Origin of the sequence: Bacillus sp. SD088 (genome assembly GCF_017355205.1) — a bacterium.
Classification (GTDB): Bacteria; Bacillota; Bacilli; order Bacillales; family Bacillaceae_C; genus Lederbergia.
This window is the reverse complement of the sequence record NZ_JADIJK010000009.1, coordinates 112,202-131,745: the sequence shown is the minus strand read 5'-3', so window position 1 is coordinate 131,745 and position 19,544 is coordinate 112,202. Positions and strand designations below refer to the sequence as shown.

At 38.4% G+C, this 19,544-nt stretch carries 14 protein-coding genes; 12 read left to right on the top strand and 2 right to left on the bottom strand.

Annotation, left to right across the window (positions count from 1 at the left end; genetic code table 11):
• On the bottom strand, nucleotides 1-381 hold the full coding sequence (gene gsiB, locus IPU53_RS09990) for a KGG domain-containing protein (RefSeq protein ID WP_207450334.1): 381 nt from the start codon (nucleotides 379-381) through the stop codon (nucleotides 1-3).
• Nucleotides 382-633: 252 nt separating this feature from the next.
• Here gsiB and IPU53_RS09985 point away from each other — a divergent pair, with 252 nt between their 5' ends.
• The 7 genes from IPU53_RS09985 (at nucleotide 634) to IPU53_RS09955 (ending at nucleotide 10,429) form a co-directional block, all read left to right on the top strand.
• Nucleotides 634-1,797 (top strand): ROK family transcriptional regulator, encoded by a 1,164-nt coding sequence (locus IPU53_RS09985; protein ID WP_207450332.1) that lies wholly within the window; start codon nucleotides 634-636, stop codon nucleotides 1,795-1,797.
• Between the two features lie 40 nt (nucleotides 1,798-1,837).
• Nucleotides 1,838-2,542, top strand: coding sequence for an endonuclease/exonuclease/phosphatase family protein (locus tag IPU53_RS09980; protein WP_207450329.1), 705 nt, complete (start codon nucleotides 1,838-1,840; stop codon nucleotides 2,540-2,542).
• A 469-nt stretch (nucleotides 2,543-3,011) separates the two neighbouring features.
• A complete protein-coding gene (locus tag IPU53_RS09975) occupies nucleotides 3,012-4,643 on the top strand; it encodes an extracellular solute-binding protein (RefSeq protein ID WP_207450327.1) in 1,632 nt (543 codons plus the stop codon).
• Nucleotides 4,644-4,781: 138 nt separating this feature from the next.
• Entirely contained in the window at nucleotides 4,782-5,699 is a 918-nt protein-coding gene (locus tag IPU53_RS09970) for an ABC transporter permease (RefSeq protein WP_207450420.1), read from the top strand.
• A 13-nt stretch (nucleotides 5,700-5,712) separates the two neighbouring features.
• Nucleotides 5,713-6,606: a carbohydrate ABC transporter permease gene (locus tag IPU53_RS09965; protein ID WP_207450325.1), complete on the top strand. Its 894-nt coding sequence runs from the start codon at nucleotides 5,713-5,715 to the stop codon at nucleotides 6,604-6,606.
• A gap of 254 nt (nucleotides 6,607-6,860) precedes the next feature.
• Nucleotides 6,861-8,459 carry an extracellular solute-binding protein gene (locus tag IPU53_RS09960; RefSeq protein ID WP_207450323.1) on the top strand — a complete coding sequence of 533 codons (1,599 nt, stop codon included), beginning with the start codon at nucleotides 6,861-6,863 and terminating at the stop codon, nucleotides 8,457-8,459.
• A gap of 140 nt (nucleotides 8,460-8,599) precedes the next feature.
• The gene (locus IPU53_RS09955; RefSeq protein ID WP_207450322.1) at nucleotides 8,600-10,429 is read left to right on the top strand and encodes an FAD-dependent oxidoreductase; all 1,830 of its coding nucleotides are present in this window, start codon (nucleotides 8,600-8,602) and stop codon (nucleotides 10,427-10,429) included.
• A gap of 259 nt (nucleotides 10,430-10,688) precedes the next feature.
• Here IPU53_RS09955 and IPU53_RS09950 read toward each other — a convergent pair whose 3' ends face one another.
• Nucleotides 10,689-12,314 (bottom strand): extracellular solute-binding protein, encoded by a 1,626-nt coding sequence (locus IPU53_RS09950; protein WP_242698205.1) that lies wholly within the window; start codon nucleotides 12,312-12,314, stop codon nucleotides 10,689-10,691.
• Nucleotides 12,315-12,607: 293 nt separating this feature from the next.
• Between IPU53_RS09950 and IPU53_RS09945 the strand changes: the two genes are divergently transcribed.
• The 5 genes from IPU53_RS09945 to IPU53_RS09925 all read left to right on the top strand — a co-directional run bounded on the left by IPU53_RS09945 (nucleotide 12,608) and on the right by IPU53_RS09925 (nucleotide 19,510).
• On the top strand, nucleotides 12,608-13,378 hold the full coding sequence (locus tag IPU53_RS09945; RefSeq protein WP_207450320.1) for an AraC family transcriptional regulator: 771 nt from the start codon (nucleotides 12,608-12,610) through the stop codon (nucleotides 13,376-13,378).
• Nucleotides 13,379-13,553: 175 nt separating this feature from the next.
• Complete coding sequence (locus tag IPU53_RS09940) at nucleotides 13,554-15,179, top strand: extracellular solute-binding protein (protein WP_242698204.1); 1,626 nt, start codon at nucleotides 13,554-13,556, stop codon at nucleotides 15,177-15,179.
• A gap of 135 nt (nucleotides 15,180-15,314) precedes the next feature.
• On the top strand, nucleotides 15,315-16,187 hold the full coding sequence (locus IPU53_RS09935; RefSeq protein WP_207450318.1) for a sugar phosphate isomerase/epimerase family protein: 873 nt from the start codon (nucleotides 15,315-15,317) through the stop codon (nucleotides 16,185-16,187).
• Between the two features lie 452 nt (nucleotides 16,188-16,639).
• Nucleotides 16,640-17,407, top strand: a complete 768-nt coding sequence (locus tag IPU53_RS09930) for a GntR family transcriptional regulator (RefSeq protein WP_207450317.1) — start codon at nucleotides 16,640-16,642, stop codon at nucleotides 17,405-17,407.
• Between the two features lie 174 nt (nucleotides 17,408-17,581).
• Complete coding sequence (locus IPU53_RS09925; RefSeq protein WP_207450315.1) at nucleotides 17,582-19,510, top strand: CehA/McbA family metallohydrolase; 1,929 nt, start codon at nucleotides 17,582-17,584, stop codon at nucleotides 19,508-19,510.
• Nucleotides 19,511-19,544: the final 34 nt, after the last annotated feature.

Genomic DNA, 19,544 nt, shown 5'->3' with positions numbered 1-19,544 from the left:
TTATTTTCTGTTATTGTTATGGCGAGCTTCTCCGCCCTTTTGCCCGATATCGCGATAGAATTCCTTATCATGATTCTTGGCGGTAGCTTCTCCACCTTTTTCACCAATTTCTTGATAGAATTCTTTATCATGATTTTTGGCAGTAGCTTCCCCGCCTTTTTCACCAATTTCTTGGTAGAATTCCTTATCATGGTTCTCGGCAGTGGCTTCTCCACCTTTTTGTCCGATGTCTTGATAGAATTCTTTATCATGATTCTTGGCGGTAGCTTCTCCACCCATTTCACCAATTTCTTGATAGAATTCCTTATTATGCTGTTTGCGCGTTTTTTCTCCGCCTTTACGTCCTGCTTCTTCTCTGTTCATTTTGTTTTGATCAGTCATTAAAATCCTCTCCTTGTTAGAAAAATTGTTTTAATGCTGCGCGCATTTTATGTTTACCCAGCTTCCATTTAGATAAACAAGTTATTAATATTTTTGTCGAATTTGGATAAAAGTTTTATTTCCGACAAATGATAGACTATTGATTAAATCAATCAGTTTGATTAATATTAGAGATAGCCGATGATTGGTTGAGATAGTTATTTTGCTAAGTAGGAAAGATGAGAACGTTTTTAAAGAGAAAGGATCAGGAATATGAAGCTTGGAAAAGTATCGAACAGTCAAATGATCAAAGAAATAAATCAACAAAAGGTATTACGTCTTATCTATATAGAAGGACCTATTCCACGAGTTGATTTAGCTGGAAAAACAGGTCTTACCCAACAGACGATTACAAATATTGTCAATCGATTACTTAGTGAAAATTTAATTTTAGAAACTGCTCCAGTATCAAATGGGGGCAGGAGAAGGCCGATCCCTCTCATTATTAATAGTACAAATATGTATGCGATCGGGATTGAGCTGGCGATTAAATATGTACGTGGCACTTTGATGGACTTTAAAAATAATACATTAAAAGAAATAACCGAATATGTTCCTCGTTATGAGCATGAAGAACATCCAATGGAATATATTTTTAAAGTCATTGATCAGTTGCTTGAACAGGTCCCCAAAAAAGAAGGATTAAAAGGGATTGGCTTAAGTGTTCAAGGATTGGTCGACGTGAGCAAAGGGACAATTATTTATTCTCCTGGATTAAGATGGAGGGATTTCCCTTTAAAGGAGAAATTAGAGAATCGCTATGGTCTTCCGATTTATTTGGAAAATGATGCTAATTTACTGGCGATCGTTGAAAGTTTAAATGGGAAACTCGCATTATCGGAGCAAAGCATGGTTTTTAAATTTGATTATGGAATTGGCAGTGCAATGGTCATTAATAAGCAACTGCTTCACGGGGCCAATTATGTTGCTGGAGAATTGGGGCATTATAAGGCTTTTACAGGCAATGATGCCATCCCCTGTCATTGTGGTGCAAAAGGATGTTTAACAACATTTGCTTCGATTAGCGGCTTGAAGCGAAATGGTGGTTTTACATTAGAGGAATTTAATCAGGCAGTGCGCGCAAACGACCCAGCAGCCATGGAGATTTTTGAAAAAATCCAAACCTCCATAGCAAAAGCGATTGCCAATTTAATTACCCTATTTAATCCAGAACATATCTTGTTTACTGGTAGATTCTTGGATGAAATTGGCGACCTGATGATTCCATTATTAAAAAAAGATATACTAGAGTTAATACCTGACTCTTGTCAAAATGTTAAAATTATTGTATTAGCAGAAACACCCAATGAATCCAAATCTGCAGCAGGTTTGGTTATGAACTACTTTTTTAATATTCCTTTCAACGAATTTTATTAATCAATCAGAATGAGAAAGGGAAGTGAAATGGATGAAATGTATGTCCTACAATATTCATCATGGTGTTGGATTAGATGACCAGTTATCCACAGAAAGAATTGGACAAGTAATGAAAATGGCAGAGGCGACCATTATTGGTCTGCAAGAAGTGGATCGTTTTTTTGGTGAAAGGAGCAAATTTCAGGACCAAGGCCTGGCATTAGCTAACCAACTAGGCTTTCATTTTGCATATGGAGCAAATATCGATGAACCTCCTATAAATGGACAGACTGCAAATAGCCAATATGGAAATGCGATTTTAAGTAAATACCCGATTGTGAAGGCTGAAAATATTACACTTCCTACATTAGATGAAGAGCCGCGTGGGGTGTTAAAAGCAGTTCTGAATGTGGATGGTGCTTTCATGCATATTTTAAACACGCATCTTTCATTAAACGAAGAAACCCGCCAACAGCAAATCAAAAAGCTAATTGAACTGATTGTAGATGCAAAAGATCCAGTGATTTTAATGGGGGATTTTAACGCAGGCGCCGACAATGAGGGCATAAAAAGTTTACTAGCGGAAACTCATTTAACAGACTGCCTAGGCGAAATAGAACCAAATCAAACTTATCCGGCTGATGCTCCGACAACCCGACTCGATTATATTTTTGCAAAGGGGGTACAGAACAAACAATCATATGTCATCCAACAAGAAGGGTCTGATCACCTTCCTATTGTGACAGAAATCAAATTTAACAACTAGAAGGAATAATATCTTTATTCCTTCTAATATACTTATACTGTCACTCACTATAAAAAACGAAGAAGTAAAATGTAATTTCGGATTTAAGTCATATGTTTTAAAAAAATATATTGACAATCAACTTAAAAAAGATGAAAATTAGATTAACCACCCTAAAATTTTGCCAGTTTTCTAGTGGTGTCTGAAAATTCAATTTCTATAAAACTTGTAAGTAAAGGTAAGAGGTTGTGAACTCAATAGGGAAGCCGATCTGCTTGCCTATAAATACAAGGAATTTATAGTTTTTGAATAATATGTAAGCGTTTTAAATTTCTTCATTGGAGCTTTACACACTATTCATAGAGAGTTAAAAGATAGTTGATAGAGTGAATGGAGAAGAACGTTGAAGAGGGTCTAAAAGGGGGTGTCATCACATTAAAAATAAGGCAGATGTCAGATCCATATTTTACTATACTTGGAGGGGCTAACTTTGAAAAACAAAAAAGTCATATTCCTACTAATGATATCATGTATGTTCATTTTGGCAGCTTGTAGTGATAATAAGTCTTCTGGTCCTGAAACACCTGAAATTAATGAGGATGATTTAGAGAATTTTAATGCCACTGGTATGCCGATTGTAAATGAGCCGATTACCCTTAAATTTATGGCTGGAAAATCACCTTTATCTGCTGAGAATTATAATGAGACCTTACTTTGGAAGACCTTTGAGGAAATGAGTAATATTCATATCGATTGGGAGTTAGTTCCGACATCGCCAAGTGATGGGCGCGATGAGAAGAGAAATCTGGCATTAGCCGGGGGAACAATGCCTGATGTGTTTTATACAATGGCAATGCCGAATGAGGATTTATTGAAATATGGTCAGCAAGAAATCTTTGTGAAAATGAATGACTTAATTGAAGAATATATGCCTAATTTATCAGAGTTATTGGAGCAATATCCAGAAATTCGCAAGGGAGCTACTTTTCCTGATGGCAACATATACGCAATACCAACTATTTACGATCCTGAATTCACTTCCGTTCTTCTAGGTTCAAAGGGATGGATTCGTAAAGATTGGCTTGAGCAACTAGAAATGGATATGCCTGAAACGATTGATGATTTTTATAATTATTTAAAAGCAGTGAAGGAAACAGATCTTAATGGCAATGGAAAACAAGATGAAGTCCCTTATGGAGCGACAAGTATTTCAGATTTGCGCAATATCTTAAAAGGGGCTTTCGGGATTGGAAATAAAGGAGTTAAACATTCTTATATTGATGAAGACCCGGAGACAGGAAAAGTACGTTTCTATCCTATTTCCGATGGCTATAAAGAAGAGTTGGAGTTTTTAAACAAGCTTTATTCGGAAGGGCTAATTCAAGAAAATATATATACAATTGACGCGAACCAAAGCTATAGTATGGGAGCGGACGGCCTCTATGGAAGTACGGTTATTACGAGTGCAGAAACGATTTACGGAGAAATGGGGAAAAACTTTGTGGGACTCCCAGCACTTGAAGGTCCAGCAGGAAAAACCTACAACAAAGCAACATCTCCACTTGCCCATATGGGTGGATTTGTCGTAACGAAGGAAAATCAGCATATACCTGAAACACTTAGATGGTTGGATTACTTCTATAGTGAAGAAGGAGCGAAATTATTCTTTATGGGAATTGAAGGAGAAACCTTTGAAGTAAACGAAAATGGCGATCTGCAGTATCTAGAGAAGATTACAAACAGCTCTGAAGGATTAACGATGGAACAAGAATTGTCAAAATATATTACATGGCTTGGAGGCGGCTATCCAGGAATTGTTCGGGAAGGAACTTTTAAAGGAGCTGAAAGCTTACCATCTTCTATTGAAGCTGCTGAAAAATTAGAACCGAATATGTTAGATGAAGTGTGGCCAGAGTTTACGTACACCGTAGAAGAAAACAATAAACTATCTGGTTTAAAAGCTGATATTCATAAATATGTAGACGAAATGCAAGATAAATTTATTACAGGCAATGAACCTTTTGCAAAATGGGATGAATATGTCAAAAAAATTGAAACAATGGGGTTGGAAGATTACTTGGAAATTCAAGAATCAGCCTATGAAAGATACAAGAATAATTAATAAAAGGAAATTGTATAGATAATTGGTTAGGGTTGTATCAAATGAAAGAGATTGTTTGACACAACCCTTTCACTTTATCGATAAAAGGGAGGTTTCTTTATGGACTTGAAGAACGCTGGGGTTGAGCATAAAATCATCATGCCTGGAAGTCGCTTTTCGCGCATCCGCAAAAACTTTCTTAAAAGCTGGCAATTGTACACCTTTCTATTACCTGCATTAACTTTTTTCGTTATTTTTCATTATATCCCGATGTACGGTGTACAGATTGCCTTTAAGGACTTTTTTGCGACGATGGGGATTAACGGAAGTCCATGGGTAGGCTTTGAGCATTTTGAACGTTTTTTCAATTCCTATTACTTTTGGCGGTTATTAAAAAACACCTTGATTATCAGCTTATATCAATTATGTTTATTTCCACTACCAATTGTTTTTGCCTTGATGCTAAATGAGTTGCGCAATGGAGCCTTTAAAAAGTGGACGCAAACATTAACCTATGCTCCGCACTTTATTTCTGTTGTCGTTGTGGTAGGGATGATTATTGCCTTTTTAGATCCGACGACCGGGATTGTCAATATTTTGATTGAGAAGCTTGGTGGTAATTCCGTTCAATTCTTGACAAGTCCAGATTGGTTCAGACATATCTATGTATGGTCTGGTGAGTGGCAAGGTCTTGGCTGGGGGTCGATTATTTATTTGGCGGCGCTTGCAGGGGTGAATCCGGAACTGTTAGAAGCAGCGAAGGTGGATGGAGCAACACGTTTCCAACGGATTCTCCACATCAATATTCCAGCCATTTTACCTACGATTGTAATTCTCTTTATTTTGAATATCGGGAAATTTATGTCGGTTGGATTTGAGAAAGTGTTGCTTTTGCAAAACTCCTTGAACTCGGAAACATCTGATATTATCCAAACATTTGTCTATGAAACAGGTTTATTGGAAGGGCAATATAGTTTCGCTGCGGCCGTTGGTCTATTCGATTCTGTGATTAATATTATTCTGCTTGTGACGGTGAATCAAATTGCGAAAAAAGTCAGCGATAATAGCTTATGGTAAGGGGGGAGCGTAAATGAAGAATATAAGTGTATCGGATAAAAGCTTCGATTTGATTAATAAAATTTTGGTCGGATTTTTAACATTAGTGATTGTGTATCCGCTTATTTTTGTGATCAGTGCCTCGATTAGTGACCCGGCAGCGGTAAGTACAGGGAAAATGTGGCTGTGGCCGGTCGATATCACCTTTGCGGGCTATCAACGGGTCTTTCAAAATGATGCAATTTGGCTGGGGTATCGGAATACAATTTTTTATACAATTGTGGGCACAATCATCCACTTAATCGTGTTATTGCCTTGTGCATATGCCTTATCAAGAAAAGAAGTGATGGGGAAGAAATATATTTTATGGATCATTTTATTTACGATGATGTTTAATGGTGGATTAATCCCGACGTATCTCGTCATTAAAACCTTGGGGATGATCGACACAATTTGGGCGATTGTCATCCCAGGTGTCGTTGGAGCATGGTCGATTCTTGTAGCGCGGACATTCTTTCAACAAACCATTCCCGACCAGTTAGTAGAAGCTGCCAAAATCGATGGGGCTTCGGACTACTACATCTTTGGAAAAGTAGTCATTCCCCTCTCGATGCCAATTATTGCGGTAATGGCCTTATTCCATGCGGTCAGCTTATGGAATCAATACTTTACAGCGTTGATTTACCTTTCAAACGAAAAGTTATATCCATTACAGCTGATCTTAAGGCAAATATTGGTGGTCGCACAAATTAGCCAAGAAGGTGGCGGTGGACCAGGGGAAATCGAGTCCTTGGTGGAGCAGGTGAAAACAGCCAGCTTAGTAAAGTATGCCGTCATCATGGTCTCTTCCTTACCACTTTTAATCGTCTACCCATTCCTTCAACGCTTCTTTGTACAGGGGGTATTGATTGGATCGGTGAAGGAGTAAATTTTTAAGGAGAAAGCATGTTTAGGCATGAGAATCTATTGAACTAAGAAGATAGGTGTTTAAGAAATAAATTCTATTATTTTATCCCGGTGCAACCATCCGTGTGACCCCCGCTTCAAGAGGATGAGCTTTCAAAGAAGTACTAAGTGGGGGGCGTTAACATTCCGATAAGTCTCGCTATACTAGCCTCTTTTTAACCCCTTATTATGAGAGTATAAGGACATGAGGTAGATAATGAATTGGAGGAGTATTAATTGCAGAATAAAATTACCCTATTTTTAGCCCTTTTATTATTTGTACTTCTAACGGCCTGTAGTCAAAATGGTAAGGTTAAAGTTCGCAGTGAAGGAGCAAACAATAACGTAAATGAAACAGGATTTCCAATTGTGGATGAAGAAATAAACCTCGAGATCTTCGCTGGTCAAGCACCCGCAACAAATCCCAATTGGAACGATATTATGGTATTCAATGAGTATGAGAAAATGACAAACATGAATATTACTTGGAAAATGGTTCCCCATTCAGGACTTGAAGAAAAAAGAAATCTTGCCCTTGGAAGTGGAAACTTACCAGATGCTTTTCATAGTGCATCCATGCCTATCGCAGATATTATGAAATATGGAGAGCAAGGTGTATTCATTCCTCTTAATGATTTAATCGATGAATATGCACCTAATTTCAAAGCATTGATGGAGGAAAATCCTGAAATTAGAGAAGCAGTAACGATGCCAGATGGAAATATCTATGGTTTTCCACAAATGGCAGATCCAGAGTTTCTTTCATATCGTATGGGCCCTAAACCATTTGTTCGGAAGGATTGGCTTGAGGCGCTTGATATGGATGTTCCAAAAACAACAGAGGAATATTATCAATATTTGAAAGCGGTTAAAGAAGGCGAGCCTAGTGGGGGCGAAGTAGATGAAATTCCTTATGGGGCCCCGTATATTGATCCACTAGTTTCGTATGTAAGAGGTGCATTTGGATTAGCGAATAAAGGATCCGGTGGGGGATATATGGATCTAGATCCAGAAAGTGGAAACTATCGTTTTTGGCCGGCTTCCGAACAATACAAAGAATTTCTTGAATATCTTCATAAATTATATAGCGAAGAATTGATCGAACAAAATGTCTATTCCATTGATCATATGCAATATCTAGCAAACCAAAAAGAAGGAAAATATGGCAGTATCATTTGGTATAGTCCAATGCAGATTATGGGAGAAAATCTAGGTGGTCAATATATCAGTTTACCTCAATTGGAAGGACCACATGGAGATAAAATCTGGACGACGTTTTCTGATGCCGTATTAAATCCAGGTGCATTTCTAATCACGAGTGAGAATGAATATCCTGAAGCGACTGTAAGATGGATCGATCATTTTTATGGTGACGAAGGTTTGTTGTTGTTTTTCATGGGGATTGAAGGTGAAACCTATGAGAAAGATGAAAATGGTGAAGCAGTCTACATGGATCATATTTTAAATAGTAAGGAGGGCTTGTCTAATGAGGAGGAGTGGGCAAAATATTTAACATTCCCTGGTGGCGGCTTTCCGTCCATGACTACTCTAAAATACTTTCAAGGGGCAGAAAGCAAACCAGATGAAATGGCATCTTCGGACCTATTAGCACCAGATTTGGTCAAAGAACCGTGGCTGTCTATTCGACATACTAATGAGGAAACGAGCAAATTAAATGGATTTGGTGCAGATATAGAAAAATACGTTGTTGAAATGCGAGACAAATTTATTGTCGGAACGGAACCATTATCGAAATATGATGAGTATGTTAAAACACTTGAACGTATGGGCTTAGAGGATTATATGAAGCTAAAGATTGAAGCGATTGAGAGATGATAATGATCTTATCCTCATTAGGTGAAATTTTGGATATGAAAATGTAAATCCTATGTATTTTAAAGGGGTTATATTCCATATATGCTGTTATTAAAGATATCCAATAATATTATAACCTAGCCTGAAGGAGGATAAATGTAATGACCAAACGCAATACTAAACAGTTTGCAACAGATATTCTTATTGCTGGAGGAGGAATGACAGGAGTAACAGCTGCATTAGCGGCGGCAAGAAACGGGGCTAATGTGATTTTATGTCAGGATCGTCCAGTTCTTGGAGGAAATGCTTCATCGGAAGTTCGCATGAATATATCAGGGTCTTCCAGTAAAGGAACTGAATTAGAAACTGAAAGAAGAGAAAGTGGGATAATAGAGGAAATTATGTTGGAATGCTCTGTTCGCAATCCACAACGCAGTGCAAATATGTTGGATTTGATTCTGTATGAAAAATGTCGCGCCGAGCCGAACTTGACTTTGCTGTTAAACACGACTGTGGTAGAGACCGAGATGGAAGGGAATACGATCCGATCTGCACGTGCGGTGAGAGAAAGTACCGAGGATCATTTTATAATCACTGCGAATATTTTTGTGGACTGTACAGGAGACGGCAGATTGGGCTTTGAAGCAGGGGCTGAATTTACGACAGGACGGGAGGCGTCACATGAATATGGAGAAAATGCCGCCAATCGAAATAGGGATGCCCACAGACTTGGATCATCACTCCTATTCACATCAAGAGATATGGGTCGCCCCATGCCTTTTGTCGCACCGGAATGGGCAAGGAAATTTACAGAAGAAGATTTGAAATTCCGTAATCATTCCTCGTGGGAATATGGCTATTGGTGGGTGGAATTTGGTGGAACAATGGATACGATTAAAGATAATGAGGAAATTCGGGATACATTGTTAGCCATCATGCTTGGTGTCTGGGATCATATTAAAAATAGTGGAAATCATCCGGAATCGGAAAATTGGGCATTGGACTGGTTTGGATTTCTTCCAGGAAAAAGGGAGTCCAGAAGATTCATTGGCCAGCATGTACTTACGCAAAATGACCTTCAAGATGCTGTACCTTTTGAGGATACTGTTGCCTATGGAGGTTGGTCGATGGATACTCATCCGCCCAAAGGAATCGATGAAAAGGATGAAAAACCGTGCAATCAGCCATATACTCCCTATCTTTATAGCATTCCTTTGCGTTCCATGATTAGCAAGAATATTTCCAATCTGATGTTTGCAGGACGCAATCTTTCTGCTACCCATATTGCTTTCTCAAGTACGAGAGTTATGGGAACTTGTGCCGTGATGGGGCAGGGGTTAGGTACATTTGCCGGCATCGCTATTCGACATCAGTACAACCGTAAAGTATCGTTCAAGGACGCTTGGACCAATCGAAATATTGTAAAAGAAGCACAACAGGAGTTGCTAAAACAAGGGGCTTTTCTTCCAGGTTTCGTGCTTGAGAAAAACCTTGCCAGAGATGCTACTATTACAGCATCATCTGAACAGAAAAATGGCCATGCGGCCAATGTGGTAGACGGACACACTCGCTCTGTTCACGGTCCATCTGGTGTACGACCAGATTTGACTTTTGTAAGTACGCATCGCTGGATGTCAGATCCGCAAGATGAGAATCCTTGGATGGAGTTAAACTGGGGTCAGCCAGTAAATCTAGTGAATATTTCACTTGTACTTGACTCTGGGCTCCACCGTTGGCTAACATTGGCCCACCTTGATTGGTTGCAGAAACGTATGCAATGGGGACGCCCACAGGCTGAAACGTTGAAAGATTTTAAGCTGATTGTGGAGGATGTAGATGGTAATAAGACCGAAATTGCGGATGTGAAGGATAATTATCAACGTTTGCTTCGTTTTCCAGTTCGACTTGAACAGATAAAAAAGCTAAGGATCGAAGGCATAAAAACCAATGGGTTGGATCATGCGAGGTTAATCGAAATTTTTTGTGAATAAAATACAAATTTAATGAGGCTGGGATAAAACTAAAGTGCTAACCTCCAAAGACGAACAATGAATTGTCTTAGCGTAGAAAATATACGAAGACTCCTGCGGGAACAAAGGCATCGGTGAGATCCCGGAGTGCGACAGCACGAGGAAGCTCACCAGCCGCCCGCGGAAAGTGAAGTATATTTCCGGAGCGGGGTATATGCACTAGTAGTTCGGTTTTGTCTTGAGTGAAAACACTTTTGTCCCAGCCTCATTATTCGTTCCCTTAATTATTTTTATAGCGATTATAAGCATCGTTTTGAATTTCCATATACTTCTCTAAATTCATTGTTTCTATTCTCTTTATATAATCATCCCACTTTGAAAGAGGTTCATTACCTGTGATAAATTTATCCTGCATTTCATTCACATATTTATGAATATCTGATTGTAAGCTAGATAATTCATTATTTTCTTCAACCGTATAGGTAAAATTTGGCCAAATTTCATCTAATAGATTTGCTTCAAGCTTTTCAGTTGCCTCAAGAGATTCAGGTAAGGTTTCAGCACCATTAAATGTCCTTTCTTTTACAATCCCAGGGTACCCGCCACCACTCCAAGTGAAGTAATTGGCTATTTCTTGCGCCATTGACAATCCATCAGGACTATCGGTAATTTTATCTAGGTACTGCAAATCGCCATTTTCATCCACCTCAAAGGTTTCTCCTTCTTTCCCCATAAAGAACAGTTCAGCCCCTTCTTCACTATAGAAATAATCCATCCATCTTAAGGTAGCGGGAATATTTTTATTCTCATTTGTAATGACAAATCCTCCCATTCCAGATAAGGGCGTCCCCACTTTGTTATATTGCTTTCCAGCCGGCCCCTCAAGTGCTGGAAGTCCGACGAAATTTTTCCCCATCTCATCTCCATAGGCCGTGATCGGACTCGAGGATACCGTACTTCCATATAATCCTTCTGTCCCCATTCCATAGCTTTGGTTCCTATCAATACTATAGATATTTTCTTGAATTAATCCTTCGGAGTAAAGTTTATTTAAGTACGTCAATAATTCTTTGTAACCATCAGAAATCGGGTAAAAACGTAATTCTCCTGTATCAGGATCTTCATCCAGATATGGCTGCTTTGAACCTTTATTGCCGATCCCAAATGCTCCCTTTAAAATATCTCGTAGTCCAGAAATCTCTGTTGCACCGTAAGGAACTTCATCATTCTTCCCATTTTCATTAAGATCCGTTTCTTTTACTGCCTTTAGATAGTTATAAAAATCATCAATGGTTTCAGGCATATCCATTTCTAGTTGCTCAAGCCAGTCCTGTCGTATCCATCCTTTAGAACCTAGTAGAACGGATGTGAACTGGGGATCGTAGATCGTTGGAAGACCATAAATATTGCCATCTGGGAAAGTAGCACCCTGCTTTATTTCAGGATACTGCTCGAACAGGGCTGTAAGGTTTGGCATATATTTATCAATAAGATCATTCAATTTTACAAATACCCCTTGCTCGCCATATTTTAATAAATCTTGATTGGGCATGGCCATTGTATAAAAAACTTCAGGCAATGTGCCGCCCGCAAGTGCTAAATTCCTTTTTTCCTCTCGACCTTCAAAAGGAACTAAAGTCCAATTAATATGAATGTTCGTCATTTCTTCATACGTTTTCCATACAAGCAGTTCATTGTAGTTATCAGAATTCGAGGCATATTTCCCAGCCATAATATTAATTGTAATCGGATCATTTACAATGGGCATATCCGACTCATTAAAATTTTCTAAAGCTTCGTCATCCAATTCCTGGCCTTCAGGTGCTGAAGTTTCTTTGTCACTACACGCTGCTAAAATCAACATAAAAGACAGCAAAACTAGAACTAACCACTTTTTCTTTATCAAAGTTGTTCCTCCCTTTTGTAACCATTTTTTTAAAACAATCTTCAAGTCAATCATGAGCACCACGCATGGAACGAAAATCTCAACGGTTCTAAACTAAGTGATATTGCAAATTTTGAAAGCGATTACGAATTGACGATATAAAAACTATCACCTCCACTACAAATGCTAGTTAGCTATGATATAATATCGTTGAATATCCTTAATAACAGAATATAGGAAATCAAATATCGTTGAAATGCACAGGATTAACTTTATCATATCTAAAATTTCATATAAGAAGAAGGTAGATAAAAATGAATGCATCCATACGATTACCGAAATTGGTTAATCATGTGTTTTGGCATAAAAAGGAACATTTTCTGTTGAAACAAGATACCTATTTGACGTGGATTTTATTCGCCATCGAAGAAGGTGATTTTACATATCGAATTCACCAATCTGAAGGGTATGCAAAAAAAGGGGATGTTGTAATTTGTCCCCCTCAGGTTGCCTTTCATCGCAAAATCCAAACCCCTTTAAGCTTTCATGCCATTTCTTTTAATTTTTCGTATCACGAAACAGGATCCTTGCAAGACATGCTGCAGGAAAAAGAGCAGAAACTATTTATACCACCTACTACACGTTTATTTGAAAATTATCAACAGCTGCGAAAACTACATCTTCTCTCAGATGTATATGAGTTAAAGCAGCATTATTTTCATGACTTGTGGATGAGCATGATCCATAAGTCTTTGGAGGAACGGCACCCTGTACTAGAACAAATCCTTGCATACCTAGAAGAGCACGCCCATCACTCGATCGAAATCAAGAATGTGGCCACGAAGTTTCAACTCACATCTGTACAGTTGATACGTAGTTTCAAAAAAGTCTATCATATGACCCCTGTACAGTATCTAACATCTATCCGCTTAAAAAAGGCGGCTAACTTATTATTGGAAACAGATTGGAATCTAGATACGATTGCTCATGAATGTGGATATGAAAGCGGATATTACCTCAGCCGTATATTCAATAAGCATATGGAGATCCGCCCTTCGGAATATCGAAAAATCAATCGTTTTTAGTTTTATAATAGAATCCCTTCTTAATAATAAAATGATTCAAAAACAGTGGTGATAGGAGCTATCAACTAGATTCTTAAATTTTTTCTATGCTGAACATTGTCCTTTTTATCCTCACGCGCGCATATAATAGCAGAGAAAGCGATGGGCATAAAAAGGGAAAATGGAGGGGGTAGCATTGAGGGGGATTAAAAAAAATTTACTTTTCATTATGTTATCTAGTTTATTTATTTTAGTAGCGTGTAGTGATCAAAAAGAGAAAACAAAAGAATCGGAAATTGATGAAGGTCAATTGGAAAACTTCAATAAAGATGGAATGCCTGTTGTCAATGATAAGATTACGCTCAAGTTCATGTCAGGACAATCTCCGCTATCGGCTAATGATTACAATGACACGCTCATATGGCAAACATATGAGGAGATGTCCAATATTCATATTGAATGGGAACTGGTTCCCAATGATGGTTTAGAGGAGAAAAGAAACCTAACCCTTGCTGGGGGGACATTGCCTGATGTATTTTATGCAATGGTTTTACCAAATGAGGATTTGCTTAAATATGGTCAGCAAGGTGTTTTTCCAAAAATGAATGATTTAATTACAGAGTATATGCCAAATTTGACTGCTTTGTTGGAAGAGTATCCTGAAATTCGCAAGGGAATCACATTTCCTGATGGCAATATCTATTCAATTCCAACGATCTATGATCCGGAATTTACTTCCGTTTTAACGATTGGCAAACCATGGATTAGGAAAGACTGGCTTGAGCAGCTAGATATGGATATTCCACAGACAATCGATGATTTTTATGAATACTTAAAGGCCGTGAAAGCAACGGATCTTAATGGAAACGGAAAGAATGATGAAATTCCTTATGGTGCAACCAATATGGATGGTTTAATTGGATTTTTAAAAGGGCCGTTCGGTGTTGGAAATCGAGGGCTTAAGCATTTATATCTTGATGTCGATCCTGAAATAGATGAATTGCGCTTTTTCCCTATTTCAGATGGATATAAGGAAATGCTTGAATTTACAAATAAACTTTATTCTGAAGGCTTAATTCAGAAAAATATCTATACCATTGATGCTAATGCCAGTTATGGTATGGGGGCGGAAGGATTATATGGAAGTACCTTTATTTCAAGCCCAGAAACCATTTATGGAAAAAAAGCAGGTGAGAATTTCGTCGGACTCCCTGCACTAGAAGGTCCTAATGGCAAGGCATTTAACCAGATGAATTCCCCGTTGTCCTCTATGGGGGGCTTCGTTGTCACAAATGCCAATAAGAACATCCCTGCCACTCTGAGATGGATGGACTATTTCTATAGTGAGGAAGGTGCCAAACTGTTCTTCATGGGCGTAGAAGGAGAAACCTTTGAAGTTGATGAGAATGGAGAACTTCAATATTTGGATAAGATCACAAATAGTTCAGACGGTTTAACAATGGAACAAGAATTGTCTAAATATATCATTTGGCTAGGCATAGGGTATCCGGGGATTGTTAGAGAAGCAACATTTAAAGGTGCAGAAACTTTACCCGCCTCTCTTGAAACAGCTGAAGCATTAAGCCCCTATTTGCCTGATGAAATTTGGCCAAGATTCACCTTTACAGTAGAAGAAAATAATAAATTAATTGGATTACAAGCGGATATCCATAAATATGTTGACGAAATGCGAGATAAATTTATTACTGGTGCTGAACCATTATCGAATTGGGATAATTATGTAGATAAGGTGAAGAAAATGAGATTAGACGAATATATGGAAATCCAACAAAACGCCTTGGAAAGATATAAAAATAACTAATCTTTCGCCAACCAATCCTTTTTTAAAAAAGCAAAAACAGTTCGGATTCGTAATAGCAATCGATCATGATCAGAATAATACAGTCATAGAATGATAGAGATAGTAAATGTTACCTAAGAGAAAGGATGGAAAAGTATGAAATTAGGTTTAAGCACGTATAGTCTATTAGGTGCCATTAGAAAAGGCGAAATGACTGTACTGGATGTTGTAGATTGGATTGCAGATCATGGAGGGGAACATATGGAAATTGTCCCTTATGGCTTTACACTTGTCGATAATCCCGCGCTTGCTGATGCTGTTTGCAACAGAGCGAAGGAGGCTGGCATTGAATTATCCAATTATTGTTTGCCGGCAAACTTTGTTCAAGAAACCGAAGAAGCCTTTGATCAGGAAGTAGCGAGAATTAAAGAGCATGTTGATTTGTGTCATCATATGGGAATCAAACATATGCGCCATGATGTAACAGCTTTTACTCTTCCACCAGAAAAAATTACGATTAAATGGTTTGAAGAGAATCTGAATCTAATGGTAGAAGGTAGTCGGAAAATTGCCGATTATGCTGCTCAATTCGGCATTACGACAACCATTGAAAATCACGGACAATGTGTACAGCACAGCGACAGAGTTCAGAGAGTAATTTTGGAAGCCAATCGTTCTAATTTCAATACGACATTGGATGTTGGGAATTTCCTATGTGTAGATGAAGATCCAATCGTAGGTGTGAAAAAGAATTTACCATTTGCCTCCTTTATTCATTTTAAAGACTTCTATATCCGTCCTTATGACGAAAAACCTGGTGGAGGCAAATGGTTTACATCCGCAAATGGCAATTATTTAAGAGGGGCGATTGTTGGCCAGGGAGATGTTAACATTCGGAAAATCGTAAAACTCATTAAAGATTCGGGCTATGATGGCTACGTCTCACTAGAATTTGAAGGTATGGAAGAATGTAAAGAAGCGACAAAAATTGGTTTGGACAATATAAGGCGTTTCTGGGAATCAGCGTAAGGGATATTCTTGAAAAGAAATCTATAAAGTTGTCTTTTTTTGGTGTTCTTAGACCTCTTCTAGGAACACCTTTTCTGTGAAGTTTCCTAGCTTCAGGTTGCTATCTACTTCCTATGAACGACTTTGACAAATTTCAAGTAGAATTCGGGAGCGTAGCAGCTTTTCGAAGTTAAATCGAGAGAAGGTTGAGGGGTTTCGCCAGGCTATATGGTTAAGTGGGCGAAGGTTGAAAAACGCAAGGGTGTCCTGTCGACCTCTATGCACCCGTTTTAGAATTACTTGAAGATTTCGTTCTTCTTGATCTTTCTACATGCTGACAATTTTTTGAAAATTATATATTGACTTTCCTGTTATTATAATATAATGTTATAACCACTAAGAGAGATATTTATTTAACATGTAAAAATCCCCATACTGTCAAAAAGAAAATGATTATTTCTGGAGGAATAAACGTGCTAGATGATACTTTACCGGTTAGTTTGCAATATCAATTGCGAAATAAATTACTTGAGAAAATCACGGAAGGAATTTGGCCACCAAGCACCCAAATTCCGAGTGAAAGGGAATTGTGTGAGGAATACGGTGTTAGCCGTATGACTGTACGAGAGGTTCTAAAGGACTTAGCTCAAGAAGGCTATTTAATACGGAAACGAGGAAAAGGTACATTTGTAGCGTTGCCTGAATTTAAACATGAGTTGACAAGTACTTATAGCTTGTCTGAGGAAATAGAGAAGGAGGGCCTAGAGTCAAAATTTCAAATTCTGAGTTTCCGCTTACTTAATTCCACCACATTTTTACAACAAAATTTTGGAATATCTGCTAATGAAAAAGCTTATGAGCTTATCCGTCTGCGATTTATTGATGATGAATTGTTTGCTTGGGAGCGTGCTTATATCCCCTATTCCATTATGGAGGATACAACGGAAGAACAGATTGAGAAAGAGGGTTTATATCCTACCATTTTCCGACATTCGGGATTAATCGCTGAAAATGCAGAAGTCGAAGCAACTGCTATAAATTGTCCCGATGAAATTGCAGAGCTGCTTCACTTACAGAAAAATGCTGCCGTCTTTTACCTTACTAGGTTAACTATGGCAAAAAATCGCTGTATTGAATACTGTGAAAGTTATATTCGCAGTGAGAAATATAAATATAAATACAAGCAAACCTTGAAAAAGAAAGCAAATTTTGAGCGTGTAAAACAGGATACAATGAGTTAGGAATGCTGAGTACCTTAGTTAGGTTATAAGTGAGTGCTTCCTTGTTGAAATGGAAAAAATTTCTGAGGAAGTATATTTTACACGCGGAATGTAAACGGTTACTAAGAGGGGCTGGATCACAGAATCATATGATCCGTGTTTCTAATAAACAATTTTTAAAAAGGGTGTGAACAAATGATTAGTAATGACCAAAATAAAGTTTTGCAAGAACTCGTTTTGGTGAGCGAAGGAAAAAGAGCAACTGCAGAGGCACAAATGGCTGGTTTTGAAGCGGGAAAGGCGATTGATGGCAGAAGCGATACTTGCTGGGCAGCCACCCCTTATTATAAATGGTGGAAGATTGATTTATTACAAACTTGCCAGATTAGCAGAATGACTATTTGTACTAGTACAGAGATTAATAGTTATACTCACTATTTTATCGAGTACAGCCAAGATAATCTGAATTGGCAGACGGTTGCTGAAAAAATGGATGACACTGTAATTGTCAGTGGAGAAGAATATGAAGTATTATTTAAAGCCCGCTATATTCGGGTAACAATTACGTATTGCTCGTCCGGGGAGTCTGCACAAATTTATGATTTTAAGGTTTTTGGTCAAGAAGTGAGTGAATCAAAGTTCGTTCCTAGTAAAGTATCTCCTCATAAAATTCCAGCAATGGCTTATGATGAAGTATTTGGATTTTCTGAGATCGAAGTCTCCGATTTGGAGTCAGGCCAAACCGAACAAGTGCTGATAGGCGGGAGTGTTGAAAGCTATATAGTTTATCGTGGGATTGATTTTACCAAGGATGGTGTGGATCAGCTCCGCGGGTATTTTGGTTTTACCGATTCAGACAAAAGCAAGCGGATCACTATGGAAGTAAGAGTAGATGATGCGCATGGTGAAAAAGTCGGGGAAATCGTTCTCTTTAGACAATGGAAAGCTTGGTCAATCTTAGGTGGTCAGCTTGAACATTCAGATGCATCATTATTGACTGGAGTCCATGATGTCTACCTTATTATCAAGGAATCTGAACCTTCACAAAGATTAATGATTCACTGGTTAGCGTTTGTAAGAAAATCAGCATTACCGCCAGCAAAACCAAGATCAAAAGCTTTACGAGCACCGCTTAAAAGGGAGTATAAAATCTATTTTGGCAACTTACATAGTCATACCGATTTTTCGGATGGGGAAGGGGTCCCTGAGCATGCGTTTGATTATGCGAGGTATACGGCCGGTCTGGATTTCTTGGCAATTACCGAACACAGCAATCTTTATGATCATTATCTTGATTGGGACAAAAGCAGGAAATGGAAGGATATCCAGCTGATGGCCCAAAAGAAGACCGAAGAAGGAGCTTTTCTTGCACTAGTTGGTGCAGAAACGACTTGGTACAATCAGTTCGGTCATATGAATACCTTTAATCTAGAATTCTTCATCAATGCATATGAAACGAAATATAATGAAATTCCAGTTTACTACGAAGCGATAAAGCAATATCCTGATTCAATTCATCAATGGAATCATCCGTGGTCGAGCGGAAATCGACATTTGGATGGTTTTGAGCCATATGATGCAGAACTGGATGAAGTCCTTCATTTATTAGAGGTCAATCCGATCATCTCAAAGGAAAATGGGGGTCTCTATTATTATGTAATGGCTCTTGATAAGGGATGGCATTTGTCTCCTGCAGGTAATCAAGACAATCATCATGGACAGTGGGGTACTGCGAATACCCTTCGAACAGCGGTATTAGTTGACCAGCTGACACAAACAGATTTCTTTGACGCAGTGAGGCATCAACGAGTTTATTTTACTTCTGCCCTTCATTTGAAAGTTTGGTTTAAGATTAATGGCTCGATTATGGGTTCTAAAATAAAACGCTCAGAGACCTTAGAGTTTAACATGAAGGCTTTATATGGAATGGACACTGGGCATCGTTTGGTTAAGGCAGAAATATACGGGGAGCATGGGCGTGTTCTTCATACTATTCACATTGATAGGCAGGAATGGGAAGATACTTTTTCCCTCCCATGTAAGGAGCGCTATTACTTTGTGAAGATTTATCAGGATGACGGAGAATTTGCCGTTACCTCACCAATTTGGATCGAGGGGGAATAAACCATCTCGGATCATTTGAATGTGATGTGAGAAA